We start from the raw sequence: 13317 nt of genomic DNA, 5'->3' as shown, positions 1-13317 counted from the left end.
ACGAGGCGGGTCGCGAGGAGGTCACGTGCGCACGACGCAGCCCACACCGCCGCAGCTCTCGACAGGCCGGAGCCCGGCGCACCCCGCCACCGGCGGAGCGCGCGCCCCGCACCGGGGTGGCCGACGGACGACGGTCACCACAAGGACCTCGGCGGGGGTGCGCGCATGAGCGTCCGCCACGAGGTGCGCCCCCAGCCGAGCGACGCGCCCCTCCCCCGCGAGCACCAGCTCGCCTGGGCCCTCGCCGAGCTCGCCTGCGACCCCGTGCCGGTCGACCCGGACGTGACGGACATGGTGGTCAACCGCGTCCTCGACGACGCCGCCGTCGCCGCCGCGTCGCTCGTGCGGGCGCCCGTCGTCGCAGCGCGGGCCCAGGCGCTCGCGCACGGACCCTCGAGCGGGGGCCGGGGCTCGCTCGTCACCGGGGTCGGGTCGGCCCGCCGCACGAGCCCGGAGTGGGCCGCGTGGGCGAACGGTGTCGCGGTCCGCGAGCTCGACTTCCACGACACCTACCTCGCCGCCGACTACTCCCACCCCGGCGACACGATCCCGCCGCTGCTCGCGGTCGCGCAGCACGTCGGCGCGAGCGGCGCCGACCTCGTGCGCGCCGTCGTCACGGCGTACGAGGTCCAGGTCTCGCTCGTGCGGGCGATCAGCCTGCACCGGCACAAGATCGACCACGTGGCGCACCTCGGCCCGGCCGTCGCGGCCGGCCTCGGCACCCTGCTGCACCTCGACGCGGACGTCGTCTTCCACGCGATCGGCCAGGCGCTGCACACGACCACAGCGACGCGGCAGTCGCGCAAGGGCGAGATCTCGACGTGGAAGGCGTACGCCCCGGCCTTCGCGGGGAAGGTCGCGATCGAGGCGGTCGACCGGGCGATGCGCGGCCAGACGTCCCCGACCCCGATCTACGAGGGGGCCGACGGGGTGATCGCCTGGCTGCTCGACGGGCCCGACGCGCGCTACGAGGTCGACCTGCCCGGCCCGGGCGAGCCGCGGCGCGCGATCCTCGAGACGTACACCAAGGAGCACTCGGCGGAGTACCAGTCGCAGGCGCTCATCGACCTGGCCCGGCGGCTGCACCACGAGCACCCGGAGCTCGCGGACCCCGAGCGCGTGCGGGCGATCGTCCTGCACACGTCGCACCACACGCACCACGTGATCGGCACGGGCGCGGACGACCCGCAGAAGTACGACCCGCACGCGACCCGCGAGACCCTCGACCACTCGATCCCGTACATCCTCGCGGTCGCGCTGCAGGACGGCACGTGGCACCACGAGCGCTCGTACGCCCCCGAGCGGGCGGCGCGCCCCGACACGGTCGCGCTCTGGCAGCGGATCACGACGCAGGAGGACCCGGGGTGGACCCGCCGCTACCACGCCGACGACCCGGCCGAGAAGGCGTTCGGCGGGCGGCTCGAGGTCGAGCTCGTCGACGGGTCCCGGCTCGTCGAGGAGATCGCCGTCGCCGACGCGCACCCGCTCGGCGCCCGGCCGTTCGGACGCGCGCAGTACGTCGCCAAGCTCCGCACGCTCGCGACGGAAGCCGTCGGCGAGACCGAGCTCGACCGGTTCCTCGCGGCGGCGACCGCGCTGCCCGAGCTCGACGCGGGCGGCGCGCTCGACGCCGTGCACCTCACGGCGCGACCTGGCCTGTTCGACCCCGTCCCCGCACCCGGAGGGCTGTTCTGATGCTCTACTCGACCCGGTCGCCGCACGACAAGCGCGTCGCGCTGCGCGAGCGGCTCGCGAGCGGGGAGGTCCTGCGCGTCCCCGGCGCGTTCAACCCGCTCTCGGCCCGGCTCATCGAGGCCAAGGGCTTCGACGCCGTCTACGTCTCGGGGGCCGTCGTCGCCGCCGACCTCGGGCTGCCGGACATCGGCCTGACGACCGCGACCGAGGTGGCCCAGCGCGCCGGCCAGATCGCGCGGGTGACCGACCTGCCGACGCTCGTCGACGCCGACACGGGCTTCGGCGAGCCGATGAACGTCGCGCGCACCGTGCAGGCGCTCGAGGACGCAGGGGTCGCCGGCTGCCACATCGAGGACCAGGTCAACCCGAAGCGCTGCGGCCACCTCGACGGCAAGCAGGTGGTCGACGAGGCGACGGCGGTGCAGCGCATCCGCGCGGCCGTCGAGGCCCGGCGCGACCCCGACTTCCTGATCATGGCCCGCACCGACGTGCGCGCGGTGCACGGGCTCGACGCCGCGATCGAGCGGGGGCAGGCGCTCGTCGAAGCGGGGGCGGACGCGCTGTTCCCCGAGGCGCTGCTCGGGGAGGACGAGCTCGCGGCGTTCCGCGCCGCGGTCGACGTCCCGCTGCTCGCCAACCTGACCGAGTTCGGCAAGGGCGAGCTCCTGACCACGGACCGGCTCGCGGAGCTCGGGTACGCCATCGCGCTCTACCCGGTGACGCTCCTGCGCCTCGCGATGGGCGCCGCCGAGCGCGGGCTCGACGAGATCCTCGCGACCGGCACCCAGGCCGGCGTGGTGCACGCGATGCAGACGCGCGCCGAGCTCTACGACCTCGTCGACTACGCGGGCTACGGACGCTTCGACGAGGGGGTGTACGACTTCACGCTCTAGGACCGCACCGCCGACCGGCACCACCCGCACGGCGCGTCACCGCACCACCCGCACCACCGCTCCCTGCACCACTCCCGCACCACCCGGCAGGCCGGACACCCCGGCGCCACGCACGACCCCGACCCCGTCAACGACGATGGAGGCACCCGGATGACGAGCGACCCGACCACCGCCCACCAGGCACCCGACCAGCCCGCGCCCGACCACCCCGCCCCGCCCGAGCTGCACCGTGGCCTCGCGGGCGTCGTGGTCGACGAGACCGCGATCTCGTCGGTCGACGAGGCGAGCAGCTCGCTGCTGTACCGCGGCTACCCCGTCCAGGAGCTCGCCGCGTCCTGCTCGTTCGAGGAGGTCGCGTACCTGCTGTGGCACGGCGAGCTTCCGGACGCCGTGGAGCTCGCGGCGCTCGAGACGCAGGAGCGGGCGGCCCGCGAGCTCCCCGGCGCCCTCGTCGACGCCGTGCGCTCGCTCCCGCTGAGCGCCCACCCGATGGACGTGGTCCGCACCGCGGTGAGCGTCCTCGGCGCGCACGACCCCGAGCCCGACGACCGCTCCCCCGACGCCGACCTGCGGCGCTCGGTCCGTCTGCTGGCCCAGCTCCCGGGCGTCGTCGCGCTCGACCAGCGCCGCCGCCGGGGCGAGGAGCCGCTCGACCCCCGCGACGACCTCGGCTGGTCCGCCGCGTTCCTCGCCCGGACGTTCGGCGACGTGCCCGAGGACGTCGTCGTCGACGCCTTCGAGACGTCGATGGTCCTGTACGCCGAGCACTCGTTCAACGCCTCGACGTTCGCCGCCCGCGTCATCGCCTCGACCCTGTCCGACCTGCACTCGGCCGTCACCGGCGCGGTGGGCGCGCTCAAGGGCCCCCTGCACGGCGGCGCGAACGAGGCCGTCATGGCGACGTTCGCCGAGATCGGGACCGCGGACCGGGTCGGGCCGTGGCTCGACGAGCTGCTCGGCGCGCACCACAAGGTCATGGGGTTCGGCCACCGGGTGTACCGCCACGGCGACTCCCGCGTGCCGACGATGAAGCAGGCGCTCGACCGCCTCGTCGCGCACGCGGACCGGCCCGACCTGCTCGCGCTCTACGACGCCCTCGCGGAGCAGATGCGGACCCGCACCGGGATCCTGCCGAACCTCGACTACCCGACCGGGCCGGCGTTCCACCTCATGGGCTTCGACACCCCGACGTTCACGCCGCTGTTCGCCGCGAGCCGCGTCGTCGGCTGGACCGCGCACGTCCGCGAGCAGCTCGCGCACAACGCGCTCATCCGCCCGCTGAGCCACTACACGGGCCCCGCGCTGCGGCACGTGCCCGCGCGCTGACCGGCCGACGCGCTGACCGGCCGACCGGCGCCGGACGCACCGCGGGCCCCGGAGGTGATCCTCCGGGGCCCGCGGCGTGCGTGCGTGCGCGTCAGGCGACGCGGCCCGACGTCGACTCCTCGTCGCCGATCTTGTGCACGACGATCGAGTTCGTCGAGCCGACGACCCCGACCGGCGCGCCCGCGACGACGACCACGTAGTCACCGAGCTCGGCGAGCCCGTTGGCGCGCAGCGTCGCGTCGACGAGCTTGACCATCGCGTCGGTGCTCTCGACCTGCGAGACCTCGTACGTCTGCACGCCCCAGCTCAGCGACAGGACGTTGCGCACGTGCGTCTCGGGCGTGAACGCGAGCAGCGGGATGCCCGAGCGCAGGCGCGACATGCGCCGCGCCGAGTCGCCCGACTGCGTGAACGTCACGAGGTACTTGACCCCGAGCGTCTCGCCGATCTCCGCGGCGGCACGCGTGATGGCGCCACCGCGCGTGTGGGGCGTCGAGCCGAGGGGCGCGATGCGCTCCCGGCCGAGCTCCTCGGTGTTCTCGATGATCCGCGCCATCGTGCGCACGGCCTCGATCGGGTAGTCGCCCACGCTGGTCTCGCCCGAGAGCATGACCGCGTCGGCGCCGTCGAGCACCGCGTTGGCGCAGTCCGAGGCCTCGGCGCGCGTCGGACGCGGGGCCGAGATCATCGACTCGAGCACCTGCGTCGCGACGATGACCGGCTTCGCGGCGCGACGGGCCAGCTCGACCGCACGCTTCTGGACGAGCGGGACCTGCTCGAGCGGGAGCTCGACGCCCAGGTCGCCGCGGGCGACCATGATCCCGTCGAACGCGTCGATGATCTCGACGAGGTTCTCGACGGCCTGCGGCTTCTCGATCTTGGCGATGACGGGGAGGACGCGGCCCTCCTCCTCCATGATGCGGCGGACGTCGTCGTAGTCGGAGGCGTTGCGGACGAACGACAGCGCGATGATGTCGGCGCCGGTGCGCAGCGCCCAGCGCAGGTCGGCCTCGTCCTTGTCGCTCATCGCGGGCACCGACACGGCGACGCCCGGGAGGTTGAGGCCCTTGTTGTTGGAGACCGGGCCGGCCACCTCGACGCGCGTGACGACGCGGGGGCCGTCGACGTCGGTGATGCGGACGAGCACACGGCCGTCGTCGATGAGGATCGGGTCGCCGACGCGCGCGTCGTTCGGCAGGCCCTTGTGGGTCGTGGAGACGAGCTCCTTGGTGCCGGGGACGTCCTCGGTCGTGATGGTGAAGGTGTCGCCGACGGCGAGCTCGTGCTTGCCCTCGGCGAAACGGCCGAGGCGGATCTTGGGGCCCTGGAGGTCGACGAGCACGGCGACCGACCGGCCGGAGGCCTGGGCGGCGGCACGCACGTTGTCGTACACGCGCTGGTGCACCTCGGTGTCACCGTGGCTCCGGTTCAGCCGAGCCACGTCCATGCCGGCGTCGACCAACGCCTGGATCTGCTCGGGGGACTCGGTCGCGGGACCGATGGTGCAGACGATCTTCGCTCTACGCATGGGTGAAGCCTAGGCCTTTCCTTCGGGACAGGGTGTGGACCGAACGTCCCGCAGCCCCGGACGGAGCAGCGGTAGCGACGGTCCGGGAGGGGTCAGGGGCGGAGCGCCACCGTGCTGGCGGTGACCGGGGCGGGGAGCTCGGTGCTCCCCGAGAGGTAGGCGTCGACCGCGGCGGCCGCGGCGCGGCCCTCGGCGATCGCCCACACGATGAGCGACTGGCCGCGGCCCGCGTCGCCGGCCACGAAGACGCCGGGGACGTCCGTGGCGAAGTCCTCGGACCGGCCGACGACGCCGCGCGGGGTCACCGTGACCCCGAGCTGGTCGAGCAGCGGACCCTGCTCCGGGCCGGTGAAGCCCATCGCCAGGAGCACGAGCTGCGCCGGGACCTCGCGCTCGGTGCCCTCGACGGGCCCGAACCGCCCGTCGACGAGCTCGACGTCGACGAGCCGGATCGCGCGCACGTCGCCCGCGTCGTCGCCCACGAGCTCCTGGGTGCTGACCGCGTAGACGCGCTCGCCGCCCTCCTCGTGCGCGCTCGCCACCCGGTACAGCATCGGGTACGTCGGCCACGGCTGCGCCTCGGGGCGCTCGTGCGGGGGGCGCGGCATGATCTCGAGCTGGGTCACCGAGCGGGCACCCTGGCGGATCGCGGTCCCGACGCAGTCGGCGCCGGTGTCCCCGCCGCCGATCACGATGACGTCCTTGTCCGTCGCGAGCACCTGGCCCTCGACGGCGTCGCCGACGGCGGCCCGGTTGGCGGGCGGCAGGTACTCCATCGCCTGCAGGACCCCGCCCAGCGCCCGCCCGGGCACGGGCAGGTCGCGCGGTGTCGTCGAGCCGACCGCGAGCACGACCGCGTCGTAGCTCTCGCGCAGCTCGGTGCCCGTGACGTCGACACCGACCTCGACGCCCGGGCGGAACCGCGTGCCCTCGGCCTCCATCTGCGCCAGGCGACGGTCGACGTGCTTCTTCTCCATCTTGAACTCGGGGATCCCGTAGCGGAGCAGCCCACCGACGCGGTCGGCCCGCTCGTACACCGCGACGGTGTGCCCGGCCCGGGTCAGCTGCTGCGCGGCGGCGAGCCCGGCGGGGCCGGAGCCGACGACCGCGACGGTCTTGCCCGTGAGCCACTGCGGGACCTGAGGGACCACGTACCCCCGGTCGAACGCCTCGTCGGCGATCGCGACCTCGACGTTCTTGATCGTCACGGGCGGCTGGTTGATGCCGAGCACGCAGCTCGACTCACACGGCGCCGGGCACAGGCGGCCGGTGAAGTCGGGGAAGTTGTTCGTCGCGTGCAGGCGCTCCGCGGCCTCCTCCCACCGCCCGCGCCACACCAGGTCGTTCCAGTCCGGCACCAGGTTCCCGAGCGGGCAGCCGTTGTGGCAGAACGGGACCCCGCAGTCCATGCAGCGCCCGGCCTGCCGGTGCAGCATCGCGAGGTCGTCCGGGTCGCCCGCGCGGTGCTCGTGCACCTCCGCCCAGTCGAGGATCCGGACGGGCACCGGCCGGTTCGTCGGGAGCTCGCGCTCCCGCGTCTTCATGAAGCCGCGGGGGTCAGCCACGGTGCACCTCCACTGGTCGGGTCCCCCACCCCGCACGGCTCCGTCGCCGCGCTCGGGCGGTGCGGCCGGGCACGGTGGCCCGGTCGCGCGCTGGGGACGGTTCACGGGTCACGCAGGCGCGCGTCGCCGAGCGGTGAGCGCGCATCGGGAAACCTAGGCCCTTCGTGGGGGACGGGATGGGGACCGACGTCCCGGGCCCGCTCCGTGAGCACCGCGGCGACGTGGGAGGCACTTCAGGGCCGCAGCGCCACCGTCCCCGCGGTGACCGGCGCGTGGAGCTCCGTGCCACCCGAGAGGAACCGGTCGACGGCCGCGGCCGCGGCGCGCCCCTCCGCGATGGCCCACACGATGAGCGACTGCCCGCGTCCGGCATCGCCGGCCACGAAGACGCCCGGCACGGACGAGGCGAAGTCGTCCGTGCGCTGCACGAGCCCACGCGACGTCAGCTCGGTCCCGGCCTGGGAGACGAGCGTGTCGGTCTCCGGGCCCGTGAAGCCCATGGCGATGAGCACGAGGTCGGCCGGGACGTCCCGCTCCGTGCCGGACGCCGGCACGCGGCGGCCGTCGGGCAGGTACTCGGTCGTCGCGAGGCGCAGCCCCCGCACGTGCCGGGCGTCGTCGCCCTCGCCGCCCACGAACGCGACGGTCGAGGCGAGGTACGTGCGCTCGCCGCCCTCCTCGTGCGAGCTCGAGACCTCGAAGACCAGCGGGTCCGTGGGCCACGGCTGGTTCTCGGGGCGCTCGGTGGGCGGCTGCTTGCCGATCGCGAGCGTCGTGACCGACGCCGCCCCCTGGCGCAGCGCCGTGCCGAGGCAGTCGGACCCGGTGTCGCCGCCGCCGATGATGACGACGTGCTTGCCGGTCGCCGTGATCTGGTCGGTGACCTCCTTGCCCGCGACCACGGCGTTGGCCTGGTGCAGGTAGTCCATCGCGACGTGCACGCCCTCGAGCTCGCGCCCGGGCAGCGACAGCTCGCGCGGGACGGTCGCGCCGGTCGCGACGACGATCGCGTCGAACCGGCTGTGCAGCTGGTCCCACGTGATGTCGCGACCGATCTCGACGCCCGGGCGGAACCGCGTGCCCTCGGCCTTCATCTGCTTGAGCCGGCGGTCGATGTGGTGCTTCTCGAGCTTGAAGTCGGGGACGCCGTAGCGCAGGAGCCCGCCGATCTCGTCGTCGCGCTCGTACACCGCGACCGTGTAGCCGGCGCGCGTGAGCTGCTGCGCGGCGGCGAGCCCGGCGGGGCCCGAGCCGACGACCGCGACCGTGAAGCCCGTGAGCCGCTGGGGCACCTGCGGTGTCACGTAGCCGCGGTCGAACGCCTCGTCGATGATCGAGACCTCGACGTTCTTGATCGTGACCGGCGGCTGGTTGATGCCGAGCACGCAGCTCGACTCGCACGGCGCCGGGCAGATGCGCCCCGTGAACTCCGGGAAGTTGTTCGTCGCGTGCAGGCGCTCGGACGCGTCGGCCCACTGACCCCGCCACACGAGGTCGTTCCACTCGGGAATCAGGTTCCCGAGCGGGCAGCCGTTGTGGCAGAACGGGATGCCGCAGTCCATGCAGCGGCCCGCCTGGCGGTGCAGCATCGCCTCGTCGACGGCGGTGCCGTCCGCGGTGCGGTGCTCGTGCACCTCGCGCCAGTCCATGAGCCGGACCGGGACGGGGCGGCTCGGCGGGAGCTCGCGGTCCCGGACCTTGAGGAAGCCTCGCTGGTCAGCCACGTGCCACCTCCAGGATCTGGTCCCACACTCCCGGCGCCGCCGGGTCGAGCCCGTCGGCCTCGGCCTGCGCGAGCGCGCGGCGGACCCGCGCGTACTCGCTCGGCAGGACGCGCGTGAAGCGGGTGCGCGTCGCGTCGAGGTCCGCGAGCAGCTCCGCCGCGACCGGCGAGTCCGTCTCGGCGTGGTGCCGGCGCAGCAGCGTCTCGACGACCGCGGCGTCCTCGTCGTCGAGCGGCGCGAGCGTGAGCTCGCCGCTCTTGACCGAGGCCGTGTTCACGAGCGCCGGCTCGAGGTCGAGGACGTACGCCGTGCCGCCGGACATGCCCGCGGCGAAGTTGCGGCCCGTCGTGCCGAGCACGAGCACGGTGCCGCCCGTCATGTACTCGCAGCCGTGGTCGCCCACGCCCTCGACGACGAGCGACGCACCCGAGTTGCGCACGCCGAAGCGCTCGCCGACGAGCCCGCGCAGGAAGATCTCCCCGCCGGTGGCTCCGTACCCGATGACGTTGCCCGCGACGACGTTGTTCTCGCCGGTGAGCACCGCGTTGCGGTCGGGGCGCACCACGATCCGCCCGCCCGACAGGCCCTTGCCGACGTAGTCGTTCGCGTCGCCGAAGAGCCGCAGCGTGATGCCGCGTGGCAGGAACGCGCCGAACGACTGGCCGGCCGAGCCCGTGAGCGTCACGTCGATCGTGTCGTCGGGCAGTCCGGCACCGTGGTAGCGCTTGGTGACCTCGTGCCCGAGCATCGTGCCGACCGTGCGGTTGACGTTGCGGACCGGCAGCGCGATGCGCACCGGCTCGCCCCGCTCAAGGGCGTCGCCGGCGAGCGCGATGAACTGGTTGTCGAGCGCGCGCTCGAGGCCGTGGTCCTGGCCCTGCGTGTTGTGCAGCGCCGAGCCCGGCTCGGGCTCCGGGACGGCCAGCACGGGCGACAGGTCGAGCCCTGCGGCCTTCCAGTGGTCGATGACCGGCCGGGTGTCGAGCATCTCGACGTGGCCGACGGCCTCGAGCAGCGTGCGGAAGCCCAGGCGTGCGAGCAGCTCGCGGACCTCCTCGGCGATGAACTCGAAGAAGTTGACGACGAACTCCGGCCGGCCGTTGAACCGCGCACGCAGCTCCGGGTTCTGCGTCGCGACGCCGACCGGGCACGTGTCGAGGTGGCAGACGCGCATCATGATGCAGCCCGAGACCACGAGCGGGGCCGTGGCGAAGCCGAACTCCTCGGCGCCCAGCAGCGCGCCGACGAGCACGTCGCGGCCCGTCTTGAGCTGGCCGTCGACCTGCACCACCACGCGGTCGCGCAGGTTGTTGAGCACGAGCGTCTGCTGGGTCTCGGCGAGGCCGATCTCCCAGGGCGTCCCGGCGTGCTTGAGCGACGTGAGCGGGCTGGCACCCGTGCCGCCGTCGTGGCCCGAGATCAGCACGACGTCCGAGTGCGCCTTCGCGACACCGGCCGCGACCGTGCCGACGCCGAACTCGCTCACGAGCTTGACGTGCACGCGCGCCGACGGGTTCGCGTTCTTGGCGTCGTGGATCAGCTGCGCGAGGTCCTCGATCGAGTAGATGTCGTGGTGCGGCGGCGGCGAGATGAGCCCGACGCCGGGCGTCGAGTGCCGCGTCTTGGCGACCCACGGGTACACCTTGTGACCGGGCAGCTGCCCGCCCTCGCCGGGCTTGGCGCCCTGCGCGAGCTTGATCTGGATGTCGTCCGCGTTGGTCAGGTACTCCGACGTCACGCCGAACCGGCCCGACGCGATCTGCTTGATCGCGCTGCGGCGCACCGGGTCGTGCAGGCGCTCGGCGTCCTCGCCGCCCTCACCGGTGTTCGACTTCGCACCGAGCTGGTTCATCGCGACCGCGAGGGTCTCGTGCGCCTCGGCCGAGATCGAGCCGTAGGACATGGCGCCCGTGCTGAACCGCTTGACGATCTCCGACGCCGGCTCGACCTCCTCGAGCGGCACCGGCGGGCGCGCGCCCTCCTTGAACGTGAGGAGCCCGCGCATCGTCATGAGGCGCGACGCCTGCTCGTTGACGCGGTCCGAGTACTGCCGGAACACGTCGAACTGGCGCGTGCGGGTCGCGTGCTGGAGCCGGAAGACCGTCTCCGGGTCGAACAGGTGGTCCTCGCCGTCGCGGCGCCACTGGTACTCGCCCCCGACCGCGAGGCGCTGGTGCGGCAGACGGTTCCCGCTCGCCGGGTAGGCGTCGGCGTGCCGCGCCGCGACCTCGGCCGCGATGACGTCCAGGCCGATGCCGCCGAGCCGGCTCGTCGTGCCTGCGAAGTACCGGTCGACGAGCGCCGCCGACAGGCCGATGGCCTCGAAGACCTGCGCGCCGCGGTAGGACGCGATGGTCGAGATGCCCATCTTCGACATGACCTTGAGGACGCCCTTGCCGAGCGCCTTGATGAGGTTCTTGACCGCCTGCTCCGGCTCCACGCCCGGCACGTACGCGCTGCGCGCGAGGTCCTCGACGGTCTCCATGGCGAGGTACGGGTTGACCGCGGCGGCGCCGTACCCGATGAGCAGCGCAACGTGGTGCACCTCGCGCACGTCGCCGGCCTCGACGACGAGCGAGACCTGCGTGCGCGTGTGCCGGCGCAGGAGGTGGTGGTGGACGGCGCTGGACAGCAGCAGCGACGGGATCGGCGCGAGGTCGGCGTCGCCGTCACGGTCCGACAGCACGATGAAGCTCACGCCGTTCGCGACCGCGGCGTCGACCTCCGCGAAGATCTCCTCGAGGCGCGCCTCGAGCGCCGCTCCCCCGCCGTCGACCCGGTACAGGCCCCGGACGGTGATCGCGCGGAAGATCCCCGCGAGGCGCGGGTCCTTGTCGATGCGCACGATCTTCGCGAGCTCGTCGTTGTCGATCACGGGGAACGGCAGCATGAGCTTGCGGGCGTGCAGCGGGGTGTCGTCGAGCAGGTTCGGCTCGGGGCCGATCGCCCCGCCGATCGACGTCACGAGCTCCTCGCGGATGGCGTCCAGCGGCGGGTTCGTGACCTGCGCGAACATCTGCGTGAAGTAGTCGAACAGCAGGCGCGGACGGCTGGACAGCACCGCGACCGGCGTGTCGGAGCCCATCGCACCGAGCGGCTCGGCGCCTGTCGCCGCGATCGGCGACAGGATGATCTTGAGCTCCTCCTCGGTGTACCCGAACGCCCGCTGGCGACGGCGCACCGACGCGGCCGAGTGCGCGACGTGCTCGCGCTCGGGCAGCTGGTCGAGCGACACGGAGTGCTCGCGCATCCACTCGTCGTACGGGCGCTGCGCGGCGAGCTGGGCCTTGATCTCCGAGTCCTCGATGATCCGGCCCTGGCCGGTGTCGACGAGGAACATCTTGCCGGGCTCGAGGCGGCCCTTGCGGACGACCGTCGCGGGGTCGATGTCGAGCACGCCGGCCTCGCTGGCCATCACGACGAGCCCGTCCTCGGTGACCCAGAAGCGGCCCGGGCGCAGCCCGTTGCGGTCCTGGACCGAGCCGACGAGCGTCCCGTCGGTGAACGTCATCGCCGCCGGGCCGTCCCACGGCTCCATCAGCGTCGAGTGGTACTCGTAGAACGCGCGCCGTGCGGGGTCCATCTGGGCGTGGTTCTCCCACGCCTCCGGGATCATCATCATGATCGCGTGCGGCAGCGAGCGGCCCGCGAGGTGCAGCAGCTCGAGCACCTCGTCGAAGCTGCCCGAGTCGCTCCCGCCCGGGGTGCAGATGGGCAGGAGCGGCGCGAGGTCGCCGAGCGCCTCGCTCGCGAGCGTGCCCTCGCGCGCGGCCATCCAGTTGCGGTTGCCGCGCACCGTGTTGATCTCGCCGTTGTGCGCGAGCAGCCGGAACGGCTGGGCGAGCGGCCACGACGGGAACGTGTTCGTCGAGAAGCGCGAGTGCACGAGCGCGAGCTCGGAGGCGTAGCGCGGGTCGGACAGGTCCGCGAAGAACGGCTCGAGCTGACCGGGCGTGAGCATGCCCTTGTACGCGAGCGTGCGCGCGGACAGCGACGCGAAGTACACGTCGACCTCGCGCTCGGCGCGCTTGCGCAGGCGGAACGCACGACGGTCGAGGTCGACGCCCGCGAGCTCACGCGACGGGTCGGCGACGACGAGCTGACGGAACACGGGCATGGAGCCGCGCGCCGTGGGGCCCACGAGCTCGGGCGTCACGGCGATGTCGCGCCACGCGAGGACGTCGAGCTTCTCCTCGACCGCGATCGCCTCGATGGCCCGCACGGCGGCGGACTGCTCGTCGGCGTCGACCGGGAGGAACGCCATGCCGATCGCGTAGTGACCCGCGGGCGGCAGCTCGGCGTCGACGACGTCGCGCAGGAACGCGTCGGGGATCTGCGTGAGGATCCCCGCGCCGTCGCCGCTGTTCTCCTCGGCGCCGACCGCGCCACGGTGGTCGAGGTTGAGCAGGGCGGTCAGGCCGGCGTCGACGATGTCGCGCCCCGGCGTGCCGCGCAGGGTGGCGACGAACGCGAAACCGCAGGCGTCACGCTCGGCGGCAGCGTCGTACAGACCCTGCGACGACGGCGCACGAAGAGCGCCGTGGCTCACGGGCGACGTGGGCATCAGTACCGTCCTCACGAACCCC

At 73.5% G+C, this 13317-nt stretch carries 7 protein-coding genes; 3 read left to right on the top strand and 4 right to left on the bottom strand.

Features of this window, described 5'->3' with window-relative positions; all coding sequences use genetic code 11:
* Positions 1 to 165: 165 nt before the first annotated feature.
* From NXY84_RS10095 to NXY84_RS10085, 3 genes are all read left to right on the top strand, one after another.
* Positions 166 to 1695 carry an MmgE/PrpD family protein gene (locus NXY84_RS10095; RefSeq protein WP_258726941.1) on the top strand — a complete coding sequence of 510 codons (1530 nt, stop codon included), beginning with the start codon at positions 166 to 168 and terminating at the stop codon, positions 1693 to 1695.
* Positions 1695 to 2588: a methylisocitrate lyase gene (prpB, locus tag NXY84_RS10090; protein WP_258726940.1), complete on the top strand. Its 894-nt coding sequence runs from the start codon at positions 1695 to 1697 to the stop codon at positions 2586 to 2588. Before NXY84_RS10095 ends, prpB begins: the two co-directional genes overlap by 1 nt.
* A gap of 150 nt (positions 2589 to 2738) precedes the next feature.
* A complete protein-coding gene (locus NXY84_RS10085) occupies positions 2739 to 3914 on the top strand; it encodes a bifunctional 2-methylcitrate synthase/citrate synthase (RefSeq protein WP_258726939.1) in 1176 nt (391 codons plus the stop codon).
* Positions 3915 to 4005: 91 nt separating this feature from the next.
* Here NXY84_RS10085 and pyk read toward each other — a convergent pair whose 3' ends face one another.
* From pyk to gltB, 4 genes are all read right to left on the bottom strand, one after another.
* Entirely contained in the window at positions 4006 to 5442 is a 1437-nt protein-coding gene (gene pyk / locus NXY84_RS10080) for a pyruvate kinase (RefSeq protein ID WP_258726938.1), read from the bottom strand.
* Positions 5443 to 5534: 92 nt separating this feature from the next.
* Complete coding sequence (locus NXY84_RS10075; RefSeq protein WP_258726937.1) at positions 5535 to 7007, bottom strand: glutamate synthase subunit beta; 1473 nt, start codon at positions 7005 to 7007, stop codon at positions 5535 to 5537.
* A gap of 233 nt (positions 7008 to 7240) precedes the next feature.
* Positions 7241 to 8731: a glutamate synthase subunit beta gene (locus NXY84_RS10070; RefSeq protein ID WP_258726936.1), complete on the bottom strand. Its 1491-nt coding sequence runs from the start codon at positions 8729 to 8731 to the stop codon at positions 7241 to 7243.
* Positions 8724 to 13295 carry a glutamate synthase large subunit gene (gene gltB / locus NXY84_RS10065; protein WP_258726935.1) on the bottom strand — a complete coding sequence of 1524 codons (4572 nt, stop codon included), beginning with the start codon at positions 13293 to 13295 and terminating at the stop codon, positions 8724 to 8726. The genes NXY84_RS10070 and gltB overlap by 8 nt, the downstream gene beginning before the upstream one ends.
* Between the last annotated feature and the right edge of the window lie 22 nt (positions 13296 to 13317).

The organism is Cellulomonas sp. NS3, from assembly GCF_024757985.1.
In the GTDB taxonomy this organism is placed as follows: Bacteria; Actinomycetota; Actinomycetes; order Actinomycetales; family Cellulomonadaceae; genus Cellulomonas_A.
This window is presented reverse-complemented; position numbering and strand designations above follow the sequence as displayed.